This is a genomic window from Capnocytophaga gingivalis ATCC 33624 (genome assembly GCF_000174755.1).
Lineage (GTDB): Bacteria > Bacteroidota > Bacteroidia > Flavobacteriales > Flavobacteriaceae > Capnocytophaga > Capnocytophaga gingivalis.
The window spans coordinates 175,722-194,421 of sequence record NZ_ACLQ01000019.1 but is presented as its reverse complement, the minus strand read 5'-3'; the positions used below and the strand labels follow the sequence as shown (position 1 = coordinate 194,421).

Here is an 18,700-nt window from a genome sequence, read left to right as displayed (position 1 = left end):
AAAGCGGAGAGACTGGGACTCGAACCCAGGCGACAGTTACCCGCCGACAGATTAGCAATCTGCTCCGTTACCACTCCGGCACCTCTCCTAAACCATAACTATAAACTCACTATTGCAAATAATAATAACTCTTAATTGCGGGTGCAAAGATACAACTTTTTTTTGTATTTACAAATATTTTGAATGATTTTTTTTGATTAAAAATAAAGAATTGAAAATCAATATAGTTATATCAAGGAAAGAAAAACTGCCCTCTTTACAAGAGCAGTTTTTACAAATAGTATGACACTCTTTTCGGAATTATTCCAGTAGAAATGCTCTCCCTTAGGCTTCTTCCTCCGCAGTGACAGCTTCTTCCTTAGCTTCTTTTAGGCGAAGTTCTTTTAATTTTTCTTCCCATAGAGTTAAGGATTCTCGATGATCATGAAGGCTCTTTACTGCCTCTCTCATCAGAGGATGCTTTTCGTCCATATTGGTGAAGAATTGTAAGTTGTTCTCCAATTGTAGAATTTCCTTACGGGTATCTTCTATTTTCTTGCGAATGAAGATTTCTTCTCGCATAAGAGAGTTACTTCCTTCAGGGAGATGATCAAGCTTGTTATTGTATTTGATAAGTTCTATTTGCTTTTTATCGAAATTCAATTTCTTATAGATAGCCTCCATAATTTTATTGAATCGGGTGTCTACCATACGCAATCTTTCAGGAAGTTTGCCTAAAGCATTCCATTTTTCTTGGAAATCTTCAAGGACTTTTATGTCTTCCTCTTTATTGCCTGTAAGGACGAAAGCTTTTAGCTGATCAAGGAGTGCTTTTTTCTGTTCTATATGAGCATCTTCTTCCTTGTGCTGTTTCTTTCTTTCCTTGTGTAGTCTGTCGAAATAATGGTTACAAGCGCCTCGGAATTCTTCCCACAAGGCATTGGAGAGCTTGCGAGGGATTGCTCCTATCTGTTTCCAATCTTCTTGGATTTTTTGGATAAGAGGGGTTACCACTTCCCAGTCAGAGCTATCTTTGTGCTCATTGGCAATAGCAATCAGTTCTTGGCGTTTTGCTATGTTCTCATTTTGAGTCTTTTTATTCTCTTTGTAGAAGTGATTCTTTTGCTTGCTGAAAGTGCGTATAGCCTCGATGAATCGCTGCCAAATAGGTTCTGAATCTTCCTGAGGTACACGACCTATCTTTTGGAACTCTTCGCGCAATTCGTTCACCCTTGCAATGGCTTTTTGGTAATCATTGTGAGAGGAGAATTGTTGTTTGTTGATTTCTTCTATTTGGCTAATTACGCCCAATTTTTTATGTTTGTTATCTACAAAAGAAGCCTCTAAGCGCTTGAGGAAGGCTTGTCGCTTATCGTGAATTTCCTTAGTAATAGTACTGAACTCTTCCCATAGCTTTTCACGGTATTCTTTTTCCACAGGTCCGGTTTCCTCCTTCCAGATTTTGTGAAGAAGTTGTAATTCGCGGAAAGCCTTCTGAATATCAGCTTCCTGAAGAAGTTCTTTTGCTCTTGCTATCAGTTTGTTTTTCTTTTCCAAGTTTTGCTTGAAATCGTTTTCTTGATAGTTACGCGTGAGGCTCAGATAGTCAAAGAAGTTATCTGTATGATGATTGAAGTTATTCCAAATGTCATTATAATGTTCTCTAGGGACAGCTCCTATCTCATACCATTTTTTCTTCAGGTCAAGGAATTTGCGCAAGAGGGTATTGGTATCCCATGCGATATCGTCCTTGCCCAAGGAAACAAGATTCTTTATTTCATTGATAATCTCTTGTTTACTTTCTAAGTTTTTCTTGAGATCTCCTTCTATTTGTTTTTGATAAGCAGCTTTTTGTTGTTTGTATAGCTGATAAGTTTTGTAGAAGGTATCACGAATAGGAAGGGAGAAAGAAAAATCTTTTTCTTCAGCCCCCTCTTCGCTTAGGAATTGTTGTTTTTTCTCTTCTATAAGCTGAGCATAGTGGTTATCAAAGGCTTTTTTAATAGCCTCTACGTGAGTCTTGATAGAAGGGATTTTTTCAGTATCTATGAGTTTTTTCAGCTCATGCTGTAGTGTTTCCAAATCCATATTCTCATAATTGAGCATAGGAATATCATGTCGTTTTTTCTCCTCCGCATCTTCGGCACTGCGAGCATTCTCCTGCTGGATTTCATTTAAGAAATCGGGAGATGATTCAAGAGAGGTGTTTTCTAGCTTCTCCTGCAAGGGAGTTTCCAAAGAAACTTCGTTGATGGATTTTTTTTCGTTTTCTGACATTGAATGAAATACTATTGTGATTAATTTTCCCCAAAATTACAATTTTTTCGTCAATTTGCCAAAAAAAATCGCAAAAAAATTGTAAATATCCTGAAAATAAAGACGAGGGACTCTTATAAAAGATTGAAAATAAATACAATAGAAGACTGAAAAAATTACTTTTTTCTTTGAAAAATATCGGAAATACAGCTACAAGCGACGATGGCAGCGGTCTCCGTGCGTAATCGGTTAGGGGATAAAGAGATAGGTAGGAACCCCTTGGAGCATGCTTTTTGGATTTCTCTTTGAGAAAAATCTCCTTCAGGGCCTATGAGTACCCAAAGATTGGTGGTCTCTTGAGGAAGCTCCTCAAGCCTATCCAATAGGAGTACACGTGCTCCTTCTTGGCAGTGGGCGACATATTTTCCAACACTATTACTCTCTATGGTATCCAACCATTCAAGTAGACTTATGGGAGGGTTCAGTTGTGGCTTATAGCATTGTAGGGATTGTTTCATGGCCGAGAGGAGAATTTTCTCAAAGCGTTCAGTTTTGATTGTCTTTCTTTCAGAGTGATCACACAGGATAGGCGTAACCTCATGTACACCTATTTCAGTGGCTTTTTCTAAGAACCACTCATAGCGTTCGTTCATCTTGGTAGGGGCAACAGCTATATGTAAATGGTAAGCTGGGGTAGGGGCGAGGCTATGAGAGAGGATATGGGCAGTGCATTTTTTGTCTGTAATATATTGTATTTGTGCTTCATACAGGTATCCTCTGCCATCGGTGATGAAGAGTAGATCTCCGGTTTTTTTTCGTAATACCTTGTGAATGTGGTTGCTCTCTTCCTTGTCAAAGGTAACTTCTTGTACTTGAGGATATAGGGAATCGTTGTAGAATAATTGCATGGTTTTTGGGGCAAAGATACTATTTTTATTTGATATATACCTTAATATCTTAGGTTAAAAAATAGTTTGAATAAGTTGGAAAATTATTTTGAATATCAAAATATTTTTTATACTTTTGTTCCGTAAAACAAATAATCTTTTGCTAAGGTTAAAGATTTGTTATTTTTTTAGATTTCTTGTTTTTTTAAACGAATTTTACGGCAATTTTCTAAAGCAGTTATGGATAAAACCATTTCCCAATATAATAAGGTAATAGCACACTGTCAGTCTATTTTTTCTTATAAGATGAAGGATTATGGGAGTGCATGGAGAACCCTTCGCTTGCCTTCACTTACGGATCAGATATATATTAAAGTACAGCGTATACGCACCCTTCAGGAGACTAAAGAACGAAAAATACAGGAAGATGAGACTACCGAGTTTGTAGCAATAGTCAATTATTCCATCATGGCACTGATACAAATAGAAAAATCAGTAGTTAATGAACCTGATCTGAATTACGAACAAGCACTATCCCTCTATGAGCAGATGGTGGAGGAGACACGCGCACTAATGCTCCGCAAAAATCATGATTACGGGGAAGCATGGCGCAGCATGCGTATTAGTTCTCTAACGGATTTGATCTTTCAAAAAGTTCTTAGGATCAAACAAATAGAAGATAATGATGGAAAAACGCTTATCAGTGAAGGAGTTAAGGCTAATTATCAAGATATGATAAACTATGCTATTTTTGCACTGATTCTTTCGCAAGAAAATAATATAAAAAGCAATGAAAAAAATTAGCGTTTCTTTGGTACGCCTCTTAGTAGGGGTGGTATTTATTATTAGTGGTTTTGTGAAGCTGGTCGATCCTATAGGCTTCTCTTTCAAGCTGGAAGAATACTTCGAACCCCATGTACTTGACATGCCCTTTTTTATTCCTTATGCCTACCCTATAGCTATTTTTGTGGTGGCATTTGAACTTATTCTGGGAGTGTTGTTGCTTTTGGGGTATCTGAGAAATTTTACGCTACTTTCTCTCTTAGGGCTAACTATTTTCTTCGGTTTTCTTACCTTCTATAGTGCTTATTATAACAAAGTTACAGATTGTGGTTGTTTTGGAGATGCACTGAAGTTTACCCCTTGGGGATCTTTTACCAAGGATATGGTACTCTTGGTATTGGCAGCTGCACTGTGGTATGCTCGTGGATATATAAGCCCTCTCTTCTCACCCCAAAAATGTCTTACTATATTGGTAATCACGGTGCTTGCTTGTATGGGATTGGTATACTACACTCACAATCACTTACCTATAATTGATTTTCGTCCTTATAAAGTAGGGGTGGATATCAATAAGGCAAAGGAAATTCCCGCCAATGCTCCCAAGGCAGTATATGATTATCATTGGAAATTCAAAGTAGGGGACAAAGAACAGATTATTACCACTCAAGGGGCTTACCCCGAAGTGGAAGGAGGTACCTACATTTCTGTAAAAACAGAGCTGGTTTCCAAGGGGTATGAGCCTCCTGTTCACGATTTTGTGATAATGAAAGACGGAGAGGATGTTACCAATCAAATACTTGCCGAACCCAAGTTACTTTTGGTTACTTCTTATGATCTGGGAAAAGCCAATTTGGAGGGTTTCCGTCCTATCAAAGAACTGACAGATAAGGCTCTCAAGCAAGGGTACAAGGTCATAGGACTTACTCCTTCTCCTGAGAAAGCTCAGGAACTATTGGGACAATATGGACTTTCTTTTGATTTCTATGCGATGGATGTTACCCCGCTGAAAACAATGGTTCGTGCCAATCCAGCGGTGATTCGCTTAGAGAGAGGTACGATCAAGCAAAAAGTAAATTATAACGATACTCAAAAAATAGATTTGTAATGGAGAGACCTCAAGAGGAAATGTCTTTTCTTGACCATTTGGAGGTGTTGCGCTGGCATGTGATTCGCTCTATCGTTGTTGTCATCACTGTAGCTCTCTTGGCCTTTTTCTTTAAGAGTTACATTTTCAAATATGTGATTCTACCCCATACCATGGGGGACTTTCCTACGTACAAATTTTTCTGTGAGATAGGGCGGTTCTTAGGTTCTGAAACAGATTTCTGTAATGACCGTTTGCCACTGGTGATACAGAATAGAACGATGACAGGACAGTTCTCGGCCACCCTATGGATTTCATTTTGGACAGGTATTGTAGTTGGATTCCCCTACCTGATGTATGAGATGTGGCGCTTTATCTCCCCAGGGCTCTATGAAAAGGAGAGAAAAATGGCACGAGGATTCATAGGGGTTACTTCTGTATTATTCTTTGTTGGGGTACTTTTTGGGTACTATGTCATAGCCCCTCTATCGATTCATTTCTTTGCTACCTACTCTGTCGTAGGAGGAGAGCAAATGGTTAAGAATGAGATAGATATAGCTTCTTATATAGATATGCTACGCTCTTCAGTTATCTCTTGCGGGCTTATCTTTGAGCTACCTGTGATAATCTATTTCTTAGCAAAATTAGGAATTGTTACTCCCGACTTCATGCGCAAGTATCGTAAGCATGCCATTATAGTTACCTTAATCGTTGCTGCAATTATCACTCCCCCTGATGTGGCTAGTCAGGTGATCGTCTCTATTCCTATACTTATACTCTATGAGGCAAGTATATTTGTGGCCAAATATGTACAGAAAAGACAAAAAATTAAATTAAATTGATATACCAAAAATGAATTTTACTCCTGATTTAGAGCAGATACCTCATTGGTTGACGTTAAAAAAAATCTGTAAGGCACAAGCCGTATTGGACTTGCTTATCTGTGGACAAGAGTTCGAGACTTATCACCGATATGCACCAGCTATTCAAGAAGAATATGAGGGACAAGAAGCACGTATAGGCTTTGATTTTGAGGAAGAAGATGGCCCTTCCCTTCATTTGTTCTTCACAGAGAAAGGGTGTATCATCGTCCCCAGTGTCTGTGAGAATTTTCAGACAGTTTCAGCTGATTTTGAAAAACGAATTCCTAAGGAATTTCAGGCTTTCTATCGAAAAAATTATCACGAACAGGATATTCCTTTTGTGATCTATGCTCAAGAGAATAAGCCTTGGGAACTTATCTGGCAGTTCGAGACTGAGCAAGAGATATTTACCCTAAAGCACCTCTCGACTGATCCAGAGTTCTATAAGGATTGGGCTACTATTTTCTTTGGAGAGGAAACAGAATATCTCAATGATGAAGCTTCTTTGGAGACTATCGAAAAGCTGTACAAAGGGGAAGTACTCACAGAGAAAATGGTGTATTCTATAGTATCCAATGTACAAGATTGGCTTTTCTTAGAAGAGGAATTCAATCACATGCCTTATCGTTTTGATTTCTAAAAAATAAATCACCTTACTCTTGAGAAGAGTTCTTTTCTTTTTTAGTCTACTATAATGCAACTGAGAGAATTATTAAGAAATAGTAAAATAAGCTTACGAACCTATAGTATTTGCCTACAGCAACAGTGGCATACCTTGGACGATATTCGCAATTATTATCGCGAACAGGGGCATTTTATGTCTGTAGAAAATACAGATACTTATATAGAGGAGGAGCTTAAAAGTATTATATTTACGACTTTTGAAGAATCCTTTTCCGACATTCCCTATGAACCTTCTCACTTCAGTATAGATACCTTGTCGCCTGCTGCTCAAGAGATTCTCCAGGAGTATATAGGGATGCTCACAGAGTCCCTCTCTCCTAGACTAAAAACTGTGATTAATACCTATTTTAGGCAAGGAGTACCTTTGCAGATTTTCTGTGAATATGCCTTAGATCCATTGTGTAAATCTTTTAAAATGAAAGGAATAGGACGTAGAAATGGAGGGGAATTTCATGCCTATTTCGAGCATATAAAGAAATTTGTTACTGCACTATCCACAATAACAGATCCCGAGCAGTTGCCTGAGTTTAAGAAAAAGTTTTTTATACAAAGTATCTATCCTATAGAGAAAATTCCTAAGGAGGTGACCCTATTGGGAATTTTTAAAATTGTAGATTATTTTCTCAAGACTCCAGCCTTGTTCGATGAAAGTAAAATAGCACTTTTTTCTAAGGCGTTTAGGATCTATAATCAGACACAAGGTGCAAAGCTTAAGACCATAGGCAAGCAGATGCAGATTACTCATGAGCGAGTAAGGCAAATTCGCAATCAGGCTGTTTTAGATTTTCTTAGCAAACTAATAATCATTCAGTCCTTTGAAACAGATCTATTCGCTCGTGGTCAGATAGATATTTCCTCGGAAGTACTCTCTCTCTCCCCTGAGCAAGTACAATGGATCAACCAACAGAGCCATACTGATTTTACGGAGAATTTTATTTATTTTATTCTTCATATCTATTTAGAGCGATTCAGTATAGTAGGGAATCTTGCCGATGTATTGTATCTGCGCTTTTCACAGAAGAAAACCAGACATAATTGGAAGGGAATCTATTTGGTTTCCAGTGAGATAGCATCTGTGCTACCATGGGAAAAGCTGATAGAGAGTGTAAGTGAACTCCTTAAGGAAAAGGTAGAAAAGGACTATGGCTTGCCATTAAAGGAGTACCTGCTAAAGTTTAGGAAAGCAGATGCTGCTCTTTGTGAGCGAATGATACCTATAGTAGCTCATGTACTAAAGGGAGAGTTTTCTCTCAGAGTAGAAGAAGGGATGCTTATCATTCCTCGCAATACTTACAAACAGATTCATGAGTATGCTTATGAGGCCTTGGATATATTAGGGAAACCCTCATCAGTGAATGAAATTACAGAAAAAGTTAAAGAGCTATATCCCAATACTCATATTACCCATACAGGAGTTCGTTCGGCACTGAGAAGAGCCTATGGCTTTATTCCTATGGGGAGAAGTAGTTACTTCGGGCTCAAAAAATGGGAGAAAAGTATAAAGAATTTCAAAGGAGGAACCATTAGAGACATCGTCAGGGAATATTTGCAAGACAAGAGTTTGCCCATCTCCCTTAAGGAAATCATTCAATACTTAGCCCCATATAGGCCTAATGCCCGTTCTAAAAGTGTATTGACCAATCTCAAAGCTGATGCTTCGGATACTTTTGTTTTTTTCCAGCGATCCTATGTAGGGCTGAAAGGAAAAGAATACCCTGAAGATTACGAGATTATCATAGAAAAGGCAGTAAAAAAGCGTACATGGGAGGAGAATTACAACTCATTGTCTGATTTTGTACAGAAAAATGGTCGCTTGCCCATGTCCTCAGAGAAAACACCACAGGCCATTATTCTATACAGATGGATCAGTGTACAGAAAAACCTTATGAAGAACCATAGGCTTACCCCAGAAAAGGAAAAATTATTTCAAGAATTGATCAAAGTAAAATATGAAAACACTAAGAGCTGAAAATATAGTCAAAGAATACAAAGGAAGAAGAGTGGTCAAAGGGATTTCTTTGGAAGTAAAACAAGGAGAGATCATAGGCCTTCTGGGGCCTAATGGAGCAGGGAAGACTACCTCTTTTTATATGATAGTAGGTTTTATAAAGCCCAATGCTGGGCATATCTATCTGAATAATACAGAGATTACTAAGTTTCCTATGTACAAGCGTGCTCAGCATGGGATAGGATACTTAGCCCAAGAGCCCAGTGTCTTCAGAAAGATGAGTATAGAGGATAATATACTTTCGGTACTACAGCTTACCAAGCTCAGTAAGAAAGAACAAATCCATAAGATGGAGTCCCTTATTGATGAGTTCAACCTAGGACATATTCGCAAGAATAGGGGAGACCTACTCTCTGGAGGGGAGCGCCGACGCACCGAGATAGCACGTGCCTTGGCTACTAGTCCTGACTTTATCCTCTTGGATGAACCCTTTGCAGGGGTAGACCCTATCGCAGTGGAGGATATACAGAATATTGTTTTTCAGCTCAAGAACAAGAATATAGGTATTCTTATTACCGACCACCGTGTAGAGGTAACCCTCCCAGCCACAGACCGTACTTACCTTATGTACGAAGGAGGCATACTCAAGGCCGGCCTACCAGAGGAATTGGCCTATGATCCTATGGTACGAGAAGTGTATCTGGGGAATAACTTTGAACTTAAGAAAAGAAATTAAAATATTGATAACGAGTATTTTATAAAATAAACACACATAAAATTATAGTAAAATGTCAGATATTCAACAACTTACAGACCTTACCACGCAAGTGCGTAGGGATATTTTGAGAATGGTACACGGAGTTAGCTCTGGACACCCAGGCGGCTCATTGGGCTGTGCTGAGTTCTTAGTCTGCCTATATAATGAGGTAATGGACATCAAGCTACCTTTTACGATGGATGGGAAGGGAGAAGATTTATTTTTCCTTTCCAATGGGCATATTTCGCCTGTATTCTATAGCGTATTGGCTCGTCGGGGTTTCTTTCCAGTCAGTGAACTATCTACCTTTCGTAAGCTCAACACACGCTTACAGGGGCATCCTACCCCATGCGAAGGTTTGGAAGGGATACGTATAGCCTCAGGTTCTTTAGGACAAGGCCTTTCAGTGGCCATAGGCGCCGCTTTGGCTAAGATGCTCAACGGAGACCCTCACCTTGTCTATACCCTGCATGGAGATGGAGAACTACAAGAAGGACAGATATGGGAAGGAATGATGTATGCTGCTGGCAAAGGGGTAGACAACCTTATCGCAACCGTCGATTACAATGGCAAACAGATAGATGGGCCTACCGATAAAGTACTCCCCTTAGGAGATCTCAAGGCTAAGTTTGAGGCCTTTGGCTGGAGTGTGGTAACCATAGAAAAAGGAAATGATATCGCGGCTATCTTGGAAGGACTCAAAGTAGCAAAAGCACTTACAGGCAAAGGAAAACCTGTATGTATACTCCTTCACACCGAGATGGGACATGGAGTAGACTTCATGATGGGTACCCATGCATGGCATGGCAAGGCACCCAATGATGAACAATTGGCCAAAGCATTGGCTCAGAATCCCGAAACCCTTGGTGATTATTAAGCATAAAAAAAGGCTGTCCTACTGGGGCAGCCTCTTTTTTTCTCTAAGAATTAGACTCTTACACGCCATCCGAAAGGATCTTCAGACTTATTATATTGTATATTAAGTAAGAATTCTTTGATACGCTTGGCGTAACTATCCTCCAAATCAGGTAAACGATATTCCTTACCCTCATAGCCAAATGCATTTACGGGACTGATTACCGCTGCGGTTCCACAACCAAAAATTTCCTTGAGGGTACCTTTGCTGGCTGCTTCCAATACCTCTGTTACTGTGATAGAGCGAGATTCAATGGCAATGCCCAACTTCTCAGCTACAGCAAAGACACTCTTGCGAGTGACCCCATCCAAGATACGTTCGGTAGGAGGAGGAGAGATTAGGGTATCTCCTATACGAATTACCACATTCATGGTACCACATTCTTCTAACTTCTGGTGAGTAGCATCATCCGTCCAGATAATTTGTTGATAACCTTCCTCTTTAGCCAAGGCAGTAGGGTAGAATTGTCCAGCATAGTTACCTCCTGTTTTAGCAAACCCTACACCTCCATTGGCTGCACGACTATAGTGATCGGCTATTTTTACCTTTAGTTCTCCCCCTTTGTAATAGCTCTGTACAGGAGAGGTGATGATCATAAAGCGATATTCAGTAGAAGGATTGGCTTGTACTCCAGCAGAAGTTGCAATCATGAACGGACGTAAGTATAGAGCATTACCCAGTCCTGGTTGTATCCATAGCCGGTCTAAATCCACAAGAGTTTTTAGTGCCTTGTCAAAAAGTTCTTCAGGGAACTCTGGCATGGACATACGCTTACAAGATTTGTTCATGCGCGCATAGTTTTCCGTAGGACGGAAGAGGAATACCTCCCCGCGGTCATCTTTGTAAGCCTTCATTCCTTCGAAAATGGTCTGTCCATAGTGGAATACACTAAGGGAAGGTTCCACAGAGAAAGGTCCATAAGGCACTATACGAGCATCTTGCCATTGTCCATTCTTATAATCACAGATGAACATATGGTCAGAGAAGATTTTCCCAAAGTTAAGTTTTGAGAAATCAACCTCAGATAGCCTACTTTTGGCTACTTTTTCAATAGAGATGGGAAGATTGGTTGTATCCATTATATTCTTTTTTAGCGCAAAGATACGAAATTAATAAGTAATGGCTTATAAATCACGATTAATTAACGTAATTTTGATTTTGTCTCTTGATTCCTCCCTAAATCATGCTATACGAGTTTGTAACTTTAAACATATCGTTACAATCTTTTCAATTCCTTTTACGGAAAATATCTGTAGTAAAAACTTCTAATTTGTATTCATGCTTTAGCTATTTAGGTTTTATTTCTTTATAAAACCCTTTTTTATTTTTTTGTGCTAAAATGTTTGTATTTAAAAAATTAAGTACTACTTTTGTGCCACATATAAAGTACTAATAAATGAAGAAGTATACCAAAAAACTAACAATTTTTCTTGCGCTTTCCCTCCTTGTAGGAGCTTGTGGAGGCAGCGAACCCGAAAAAACAACAACCCCTATCCCCACCACAGATATTTCTGTAGAAGGAGAAGCTGTAGCCGCAGAGCTTACCTCTCCACCTCATGTACCTAAGCCAGTAGGCACACGTAAAGCGATGAAGCTAAAAGTAGATCTGGAGATTATTGAGAAAGAAGGAGAAATCATGGATGGTACCAAGTATCTCTTTTGGACTTTTGGAGGTACTGTACCAGGAAGCTTTATCCGTACTCGAGTAGGTGACGAGGTAGAGTTTACTCTGAAGAACCACCAAGACAACAAGCTTCCCCACAACATAGACCTCCATGCTGTAACAGGCCCTGGAGGAGGAGCAGAAGCCTCTTTGGTAGCTCCCGGTCAGCAACGTACCTTCAGCTTCAAATGCCTTAACCCAGGACTCTATGTATACCACTGTGCTCAAGCCCCTGTGCCCTTGCACATCGCCAATGGGATGTATGGACTGATCTTAGTAGAACCCGAAGGAGGACTCCCCCCAGTGGATAAAGAGTACTACGTGATGCAAGGAGACTTCTATACCGATGGATCCTATGGTGCAGGCGGTACTCAAGCCTTCAATCAAGACAAAGCCTTGGCTGAAAAGCCTGATTATGTAGTCTTCAACGGAAAGGTAGGTTCCCTTACCCAAGATGGAGCTCTTACAGCCAATCCTGGAGAAACTGTCCGCCTATTTGTAGGAAATGGAGGGCCTAATATGGTATCCTCATTCCACGTAATTGGAGAAATATTTGATCGTGTACATGTAGAAGGAGGAAAACTTACCAATGAAAATGTACAGACTACCCTTATCCCTGCTGGAGGGGCTGCTATTGTAGAGTTCAAAGTAGATGTGCCAGGCTCCTATGTACTGGTAGACCACTCCATCTTCCGCGCTTTTAACAAAGGAGCTTTGGGATTATTGGTAGCCAAAGGGGAAGAGAATCGTAAGATATATGGTAAGAATGAACCTAAACCCTACGTATCGGATGTCACTATAGCAGTAACTCCTAAAGAAGATGTTATTGTCAATAAGACAAAAGAACAACAAATAGCCGATGGGAAGGTAATCTATACCAAGACTTGCGTGGCTTGTCACCAAGCACAAGGACAAGGATTAGAGGGAGCTTTTCCTCCACTAGCCAAATCAGACTTTCTTAATGCAGATGTAGATAGAGCTATCGACATAGTACTACACGGAAAACAAGGAGAGGTAACCGTAAATGGGAAGAAATATAACAATGTAATGACCCCTCAGCCACTTTCTGTACAAGAAGTAGCCGATGTACTTACCTATGTGTACAACACTTGGGATAATAGCAAAAAGGTTGTTACCCCAGAAATGGTACAAAAGATAAAAAAATAACAAGATAAAAAGGGGGGCTTTTTGTGCCCCCCTTATTTTTTACTCACTTATGAAAAAACGACTATTAGTCTGCTTGCTATTCTTACTTGAGGGCATATATGCACAAGATCCTACCCCTATGGTAGAGATAAAGGGGGGGAGCTATATCCCTATGTATGGCGTCAAGGAAGGACAGAAAAAGACCAAGGCGGTAAGGGTAGCCTCATTTTTCTTGGATGTATATCCGGTTACCAATGCCCAATATAGAGATTTTTTAGAGAAAAACCCTCAGTGGCAACGTTCTAAGATTAAGGGAATCTTTGCTCAAAAGAGCTACCTTGTAGCTTGGAAAAGTGATTTGGATTTTTCTCCCCTAGATTCTGAAGCTCCTGTGACAAATGTGTCTTGGTTTGCTGCTAAAAAATATTGTGAATGCCAAGGGAAACGCCTTCCTACAATAGATGAATGGGAGTATGCCGCCCGAGCTGATGAGGCTTCGGCAGATGCGCGTAAGAAGAAAAGCTATTCCGATTATATCACCCATTGGCTACAGACCCCCAACACCTATGCTAACAAAATAGGAAGTACCCAAAAGAACTATTGGGGGGTGTATGATATGCATGGTCTGGTATGGGAGTGGGTGAGTGATTTTAATAGTGTGTTCTTCTCAGGAGAGGCACGCAAGGATAATTTTGGAGATGATGGTCTCTTCTGTGGGGGGAGTGCTCTGAATGCTACCGATCTTACGAACTATGGAGCCTTTATGCGCTATTCCCTTCGTGGTAGCCTCAAGGCCAACTATACTACAAAAAACTTAGGGTTTAGATGCGCAAAATAATGATTAATGTTCAATGATCAATATTTGTGTTTTTTCTCTTAACCCCTTGAAAATAGGTAAAAAATAACAATTAATAATAAACCATTATGAAAAGGTTTTTCCTTTTGGCTATGGGGGTTATATGTCTCCAAGCCTGTAAAAACAATACAACAGATACGGCTAAGGAAGCCGAAACCCCTTCTGAGACGGTAGAGAATACCGCCACAAAATCTCAAAAAGAAGAGGGGGGAGCTACTGAGATTTCAGATCTCTCTATCTATAATCTTCCAGATACTTGGACTACACAGAATGGAAATCAGGTACAGTGGAAGGATTTCCAAGGGAATGTCCTGGTGGTGGTGATGATTTATACCTCCTGCAAGGCAGCATGCCCTATCCTTATTGCGGATATGCGTGAGATACGCAAAACCGTAGAGGCCTCAGAAGCTCCTCACAAAGAGAAGGTAAAGTATATCTTGGTAAGTATAGATCCTAAGGTAGATACTCTAGAACACCTCAAGAAGTTTGCCCAAGAGAGCCATATGGATGATGACCAATGGGTATTCTTGCGTTCGGATGAAGAAAAGACCCGCGAGTTTGCCGCTGTGTTGGCAGTGAATTACAAGCAGATATCTCCTGTGGATTTTTCCCATTCGAATATTATTAGTGTCTTCAATACAAAAGGAGAGCTCGCAGCCCAACAAGAAGGCTTGGGAATAGACCGCAGTAGCATAGTTCAACAAATAAAAGAACAGCTTGAAAAAATCAATTAATCTCCCTTTTTGAGAATCAGTAGAGATATAAAAAAATAGAGAGAACACTTTAGAAATTAATTATAAATTCGTAACTTTGCGAAAAATAATTTCTGTAAAATTCTATGGAATACGTAAGTGTTTTTGAAATGCTTAAGATAGGGGTAGGCCCCTCCAGTTCCCATACCTTGGGACCTTGGCGTGCAGCAGAAGCTTTCCTAAAGGAGCTAAGGCAAAGACAAATATTAGAAAAGGTACAACATGTGCGTGTGGATCTATATGGTTCTCTTTCACTCACTGGGAAGGGACATGCCACAGACTTAGCTGCTATGTTGGGGTTGAGTGGTACTGATCCTGAATATATACCTGTGGATAGTATCAGTACTATCATAAATCAGATAGGTAAGGACAAAAAATTACACTTAGCAGGGGAGCGATTTATTGATTTTGATCCAGCAACAGATGTTGTTTTTAATAAGAAATTTCTTCCATTCCATGCCAATGGGATTACCTTTACCGCAACAGGAGAAGCAATAGAAGACTATGCCTCAACCTTTTATTCCATAGGGGGAGGATTTATCGTTAAAGAAAAATCAGAAGAGAGTGCAGTAGAGAAAAAAGAAGATCAGAGGCCATTTCCTTACGAGTTCGAATCTGCAAAAGAGCTCCTTGCTCACTGTCAGCGAGAAGAAAAGAATATATCCGATATCATTTTTGAAGATGAAAAGACCCTAAGAGAAGAATCCAAGATCCATTCGGAGCTACTTCGGATATGGCATACAATGATAGAATGTGCCTATATAGGCTGTCATACAGAAGGAACTCTGCCAGGAGGGCTGAATGTAAGAAGGCGTGCCTTCGATATTCATAAGAAACTCATGGGCGAACATCTGCCCTATACCAATTTCGAAGGATGGCTTGGAGCTATTCGTCAAAAGAAAGTAGATTTTAGAGAAATACTCAAGTGGGTAACCTGTTTTTCCCTTGCTGTCAATGAGGTAAACGCCTCTTTGGGGCGTGTAGTTACAGCGCCTACCAATGGTAGTTCGGGGGTTATTCCTGCCGTATTACTCTATTACTTAGCCATAGATAATCCTCAGGCAGGTGACAGGGAGATAGAGCGTTTTCTGCTTACCTCGGGTATTATAGGAAGTCTCTTCAAAAAAGGGGCTACCATCTCTGCCGCTATGGGAGGCTGTCAGGCTGAGATAGGAGTTTCTTCAGCCATGGCGGCAGCGGGACTATGTGAATTATGGGGAGGTACTCCAGAGCAGGTGATGATTGCCGCTGAGATAGCGATGGAACACCATTTAGGTCTTACCTGTGATCCTATTGGAGGCTTGGTACAAATTCCTTGTATAGAGCGTAATGCCATGGGAGCTATCAAAGCGATCAATGCAGCCGAGCTGGCACTGGATACAGATCCAAAGAATGCCAAAGTTCCTTTGGACAAAGTAATTCAGACTATGTGGCAAACAGCTCAGGATATGAATACAAAATACAAAGAAACTTCCGAAGCAGGACTTGCGGTAGCGGTGAGTATGGCTGATTGTTAGCCTATAGAGATACAAAAAGCCTATGAATAAGAAAGAGAAGCTACACTTTATCACCGAGACCTTGGAGAAGCTATATCCAGATCCTCCTATACCCTTGGATCACAAAGATCCATATACCCTACTGATTGCAGTGTTGCTCTCTGCCCAATGTACCGATGCGAGGGTGAACCAGATCACCCCTTTGCTTTTTGCTAAGGCGGACAATCCCTATGATATGATCAAGCTCACCCAAGAAGAGATACAAGAGATCATAAGACCAGTAGGGCTATCCCCTATGAAGTCGCATGGCATCTATCATCTATCGCATATCCTTATAGATAAGTATGGAGGGGAAGTTCCTCAAAGTTTTGAGGCCTTGGAAGCGCTGCCATCGGTGGGGCACAAGACAGCCAGTGTAGTGATGAGTACTGCCTTTGGTGTGCCAGCCTTTCCTGTGGATACCCATATACATAGGATGCTTGAGCGCTGGGAAATATCCAATGGTTCCACAGTCGTACAGAGTGAGAAAGATGCTAAGAAGTTTTTCCCAAAAAGCAAATGGAATAAGCTTCATTTACAGATTATTTACTATGCACGCGCCTATTCGCCTGCGCGCAATTGGGATATCACTAAGGATATTATCACCAGTGGTATAAAAATGGCAAAGAAGAAAAAATAGAAAAATGAAAAAAGGCTAAAAGTGAGAAACTTTTAGCCTTTTCTAATGAAAAAGATTGGTTTTAAGCAATTTATTTACATAGCTTGGAAGAATTCTTCCATTTTTTCTTTTTCTTCACGAGCCAAATCAGGGTCAATAAGGATACGGCCGCTGTGCTCATCGGTAATAATCTTCTTGCGGGTAGAGATTTCTACCTGTACTTGAGGAGGGATGACAAAGAAAGATCCTCCAGAAGCACCACGTTCTACAGGTACGATAGCTAAGCGATTTACCACACTATTTCTGATACGCTGATAGGCACTAAGCAAGCGAGGTTCTATCTGAGAAGAGATTTCCAAGGATTTCTTCAAAAGTGTTTCCTCATCTTTTTGAGTTTCTTCAAGGATAGAGGAGAGCTCTTCCTTCTTATGTTGTAAGTGTTTTTTACGCTCTTCTAATTGGTCTTTTATCTTAGCGATAGAGAGTTTTTTCTGTTCTATCTCTGCTTTGAATTCCTTCAAATGTTTTTCAGCTAATTGGATTTCGAGCTCTTGGAACTCAATTTCCTTAGATATAGCATTGAACTCACGGTTGTTGCGAACATTTTTTTGTTGTTCTGCATATTTTTTGATAAGCCCTTTGCTCTCTTCGATGAGATTTTTCTTGGTAGAAATGTCAACATTTATCTTCTCAATATCATTGACAAGACGTTCTGCACGGCTTTCTAATCCAGCCACTTCATCCTCCAAATCTTCTACTTCTAAGGGGAGTTCGCCGCGTACGTTTCTTAGTTCATCTATCTTACAATCAATAAGTTGTAAGGCGTATAAGGTTCTTAGTTTGTCCTCTACGGATACTTCTTTTTTCGTCATAACTATAAATAGTTGATAGGATTTGTATTTGTATTCGCTAAATAAAATGCAAAGATAGGAAATTTTTTCGTAAGTTGTTCCCATAAAAGCATTTTTGTGAATTGTTCACTTTCATAATGTCCAATATCAGCCAAAAGTATCCTACCTTCAGCCTTAAAAAACTCATGATATTTGACATCAGCTGTGATATACGCATCGCACCCAGCCTTCAGGCAAGCTCCAATAGCCGAAGCTCCACTTCCCCCTAAGACGGCTACTGTCTGTATTTTCTTTCCTAAGAAGGGAGAGTGCCTGATACAAGAGGTCTGCATACGTTCCTTTACATACAAGAGGAAATCCTTTTCCTCCATAGGCGTGGGGAGCTGGCCAATCATACCCAAACCAATATGTTGGTGCTCGTTCTCCAAAGAAAGAATCTCATAAGCCACCTCTTCGTACGGATGGTGCGCAAAGAGTGTTTGCAACATTTTGGTTCTTAGATGCTTAGGGAATATGATAGAGATGCGAGTTTCTTCTTGTTGCTGGAATACCCCTCTTTCCCCAATAGTAGGATGGCTGTGCAGGTTGCCCTGATAAGTACCTACTCCCTGTAGGTTAAAGCTACAATGAGAGTAATTACCTATATTGCCTCCTCCCGCTTCAAAAAGTTTTTCCCTCAGTGTTTGGGCATGCTCAGAAGGAACATAAGTTATCAATTGCTCAATAGTATGAGGTTGAGGAAGGAGAATTTTTCTCTCAGAGAGTCTTAATTGGTCACAGATACGAGCATTGACTCCCCAGAAAGAATTATCTAAGGCTGTGTGTAGAGAATAGATAGCTATATGGTGCTCAATCGCCTTAATTACAGCACGCTCTACATAAGTTTTTCCTGTAAGGCTTTTAAGCCCACTGAAGATAATGGGGTGAAAACTTACAATAAGGTTACAGTCCCTTTGGATGGCTTCCTCAACCACTTCTTCCAAAGTGTCCAAGGTGATAAGAGCCCCCCTGAAAGGCTCTTGAGCATTTCCTACTAATAGTCCTACATTGTCAAAACTCTCTGCATAGTCAAGCGGAGCTAAAGTCTCCAAGTACTGGATGACATCTTGTATTTTCATTTG

At 40.2% G+C, this 18,700-nt stretch carries 17 protein-coding genes and 1 tRNA gene; 12 read left to right on the top strand and 6 right to left on the bottom strand.

All coding sequences use genetic code 11. The annotated features are described in order from the left end of the window. Positions 1-4: 4 nt before the first annotated feature. The 3 genes from CAPGI0001_RS07150 to CAPGI0001_RS07140 all read right to left on the bottom strand — a co-directional run bounded on the left by CAPGI0001_RS07150 (position 5) and on the right by CAPGI0001_RS07140 (position 3,143). Positions 5-88 (bottom strand) — tRNA-Ser (locus CAPGI0001_RS07150). 236 nt (positions 89-324) lie between these two features. After that, positions 325-2,256 carry a DUF349 domain-containing protein gene (locus CAPGI0001_RS07145; RefSeq protein ID WP_002668349.1) on the bottom strand — a complete coding sequence of 644 codons (1,932 nt, stop codon included), beginning with the start codon at positions 2,254-2,256 and terminating at the stop codon, positions 325-327. A 155-nt stretch (positions 2,257-2,411) separates the two neighbouring features. Further along, positions 2,412-3,143, bottom strand: coding sequence for a 16S rRNA (uracil(1498)-N(3))-methyltransferase (locus tag CAPGI0001_RS07140; protein WP_002668476.1), 732 nt, complete (start codon positions 3,141-3,143; stop codon positions 2,412-2,414). Positions 3,144-3,362: 219 nt separating this feature from the next. On the opposite strand from CAPGI0001_RS07140, the gene CAPGI0001_RS07135 reads away from it, so the two are divergent. The 7 genes from CAPGI0001_RS07135 to CAPGI0001_RS07105 are packed head-to-tail and all read left to right on the top strand — an operon-like array spanning position 3,363 to position 10,118. Next, the gene (locus CAPGI0001_RS07135; RefSeq protein WP_002668187.1) at positions 3,363-3,926 is read left to right on the top strand and encodes a DUF1599 domain-containing protein; all 564 of its coding nucleotides are present in this window, start codon (positions 3,363-3,365) and stop codon (positions 3,924-3,926) included. Further along, the gene (locus tag CAPGI0001_RS07130) at positions 3,913-5,010 is read left to right on the top strand and encodes a BT_3928 family protein (RefSeq protein WP_002668136.1); all 1,098 of its coding nucleotides are present in this window, start codon (positions 3,913-3,915) and stop codon (positions 5,008-5,010) included. The genes CAPGI0001_RS07135 and CAPGI0001_RS07130 overlap by 14 nt, the downstream gene beginning before the upstream one ends. Then, on the top strand, positions 5,010-5,831 hold the full coding sequence (tatC, locus tag CAPGI0001_RS07125; RefSeq protein WP_002668352.1) for a twin-arginine translocase subunit TatC: 822 nt from the start codon (positions 5,010-5,012) through the stop codon (positions 5,829-5,831). The genes CAPGI0001_RS07130 and tatC overlap by 1 nt, the downstream gene beginning before the upstream one ends. A 10-nt stretch (positions 5,832-5,841) precedes the next feature. Then, complete coding sequence (locus CAPGI0001_RS07120; RefSeq protein WP_002668218.1) at positions 5,842-6,492, top strand: hypothetical protein; 651 nt, start codon at positions 5,842-5,844, stop codon at positions 6,490-6,492. Positions 6,493-6,546: 54 nt separating this feature from the next. After that, on the top strand, positions 6,547-8,505 hold the full coding sequence (locus tag CAPGI0001_RS07115) for a helicase associated domain-containing protein (RefSeq protein ID WP_002667972.1): 1,959 nt from the start codon (positions 6,547-6,549) through the stop codon (positions 8,503-8,505). Further along, positions 8,486-9,220 carry an LPS export ABC transporter ATP-binding protein gene (gene lptB, locus CAPGI0001_RS07110; protein WP_002668457.1) on the top strand — a complete coding sequence of 245 codons (735 nt, stop codon included), beginning with the start codon at positions 8,486-8,488 and terminating at the stop codon, positions 9,218-9,220. The genes CAPGI0001_RS07115 and lptB overlap by 20 nt, the downstream gene beginning before the upstream one ends. Positions 9,221-9,272: 52 nt before the next feature. Then, positions 9,273-10,118 carry a transketolase gene (locus CAPGI0001_RS07105; RefSeq protein WP_002668286.1) on the top strand — a complete coding sequence of 282 codons (846 nt, stop codon included), beginning with the start codon at positions 9,273-9,275 and terminating at the stop codon, positions 10,116-10,118. Between the two features lie 50 nt (positions 10,119-10,168). Here the strand turns inward: CAPGI0001_RS07105 and CAPGI0001_RS07100 are convergent, their stop codons facing one another. Beyond that, positions 10,169-11,236 carry a branched-chain amino acid aminotransferase gene (locus CAPGI0001_RS07100; protein WP_002668115.1) on the bottom strand — a complete coding sequence of 356 codons (1,068 nt, stop codon included), beginning with the start codon at positions 11,234-11,236 and terminating at the stop codon, positions 10,169-10,171. A 317-nt stretch (positions 11,237-11,553) separates the two neighbouring features. Here CAPGI0001_RS07100 and nirK point away from each other — a divergent pair, with 317 nt between their 5' ends. The 5 genes from nirK (at position 11,554) to CAPGI0001_RS07075 (ending at position 16,749) form a co-directional block, all read left to right on the top strand. After that, positions 11,554-12,987, top strand: a complete 1,434-nt coding sequence (nirK, locus tag CAPGI0001_RS07095; RefSeq protein WP_002668532.1) for a copper-containing nitrite reductase — start codon at positions 11,554-11,556, stop codon at positions 12,985-12,987. Positions 12,988-13,036: 49 nt separating this feature from the next. Then, on the top strand, positions 13,037-13,804 hold the full coding sequence (locus tag CAPGI0001_RS07090) for a formylglycine-generating enzyme family protein (protein ID WP_002668366.1): 768 nt from the start codon (positions 13,037-13,039) through the stop codon (positions 13,802-13,804). Positions 13,805-13,890: 86 nt separating this feature from the next. Continuing rightward, positions 13,891-14,556 (top strand): SCO family protein, encoded by a 666-nt coding sequence (locus CAPGI0001_RS07085; protein ID WP_002668233.1) that lies wholly within the window; start codon positions 13,891-13,893, stop codon positions 14,554-14,556. 104 nt (positions 14,557-14,660) lie between these two features. Beyond that, entirely contained in the window at positions 14,661-16,091 is a 1,431-nt protein-coding gene (locus CAPGI0001_RS07080) for an L-serine ammonia-lyase (protein ID WP_002668057.1), read from the top strand. Between the two features lie 22 nt (positions 16,092-16,113). Then, positions 16,114-16,749, top strand: coding sequence for an endonuclease III domain-containing protein (locus tag CAPGI0001_RS07075; protein WP_002668069.1), 636 nt, complete (start codon positions 16,114-16,116; stop codon positions 16,747-16,749). A gap of 74 nt (positions 16,750-16,823) precedes the next feature. Here the strand turns inward: CAPGI0001_RS07075 and CAPGI0001_RS07070 are convergent, their stop codons facing one another. Beyond that, positions 16,824-17,600, bottom strand: coding sequence for a zinc ribbon domain-containing protein (locus CAPGI0001_RS07070; protein ID WP_002668398.1), 777 nt, complete (start codon positions 17,598-17,600; stop codon positions 16,824-16,826). A 2-nt stretch (positions 17,601-17,602) separates the two neighbouring features. Next, positions 17,603-18,697, bottom strand: a complete 1,095-nt coding sequence (locus CAPGI0001_RS07065) for a Nif3-like dinuclear metal center hexameric protein (protein WP_002668191.1) — start codon at positions 18,695-18,697, stop codon at positions 17,603-17,605. Positions 18,698-18,700: the final 3 nt, after the last annotated feature.

Bases quoted from the DNA above. Each gene is read 5' to 3' on its own strand.
- CAPGI0001_RS07145 (WP_002668349.1), bottom strand. From the start codon at position 2,256: ATGTCAGAAAACGAAAAAAAATCCATCAACGAAGTTTCTTTGGAAACT.
- CAPGI0001_RS07140 (WP_002668476.1), bottom strand. From the start codon at position 3,143: ATGCAATTATTCTACAACGATTCCCTATATCCTCAAGTACAAGAAGTT.
- CAPGI0001_RS07135 (WP_002668187.1), top strand. From the start codon at position 3,363: ATGGATAAAACCATTTCCCAATATAATAAGGTAATAGCACACTGTCAG.
- CAPGI0001_RS07130 (WP_002668136.1), top strand. From the start codon at position 3,913: ATGAAAAAAATTAGCGTTTCTTTGGTACGCCTCTTAGTAGGGGTGGTA.
- tatC (WP_002668352.1), top strand. From the start codon at position 5,010: ATGGAGAGACCTCAAGAGGAAATGTCTTTTCTTGACCATTTGGAGGTG.
- CAPGI0001_RS07120 (WP_002668218.1), top strand. From the start codon at position 5,842: ATGAATTTTACTCCTGATTTAGAGCAGATACCTCATTGGTTGACGTTA.
- CAPGI0001_RS07115 (WP_002667972.1), top strand. From the start codon at position 6,547: ATGCAACTGAGAGAATTATTAAGAAATAGTAAAATAAGCTTACGAACC.
- lptB (WP_002668457.1), top strand. From the start codon at position 8,486: ATGAAAACACTAAGAGCTGAAAATATAGTCAAAGAATACAAAGGAAGA.
- CAPGI0001_RS07105 (WP_002668286.1), top strand. From the start codon at position 9,273: ATGTCAGATATTCAACAACTTACAGACCTTACCACGCAAGTGCGTAGG.
- CAPGI0001_RS07100 (WP_002668115.1), bottom strand. From the start codon at position 11,236: ATGGATACAACCAATCTTCCCATCTCTATTGAAAAAGTAGCCAAAAGT.
- nirK (WP_002668532.1), top strand. From the start codon at position 11,554: ATGAAGAAGTATACCAAAAAACTAACAATTTTTCTTGCGCTTTCCCTC.
- CAPGI0001_RS07090 (WP_002668366.1), top strand. From the start codon at position 13,037: ATGAAAAAACGACTATTAGTCTGCTTGCTATTCTTACTTGAGGGCATA.
- CAPGI0001_RS07085 (WP_002668233.1), top strand. From the start codon at position 13,891: ATGAAAAGGTTTTTCCTTTTGGCTATGGGGGTTATATGTCTCCAAGCC.
- CAPGI0001_RS07080 (WP_002668057.1), top strand. From the start codon at position 14,661: ATGGAATACGTAAGTGTTTTTGAAATGCTTAAGATAGGGGTAGGCCCC.
- CAPGI0001_RS07075 (WP_002668069.1), top strand. From the start codon at position 16,114: ATGAATAAGAAAGAGAAGCTACACTTTATCACCGAGACCTTGGAGAAG.
- CAPGI0001_RS07070 (WP_002668398.1), bottom strand. From the start codon at position 17,600: ATGACGAAAAAAGAAGTATCCGTAGAGGACAAACTAAGAACCTTATAC.
- CAPGI0001_RS07065 (WP_002668191.1), bottom strand. From the start codon at position 18,697: ATGAAAATACAAGATGTCATCCAGTACTTGGAGACTTTAGCTCCGCTT.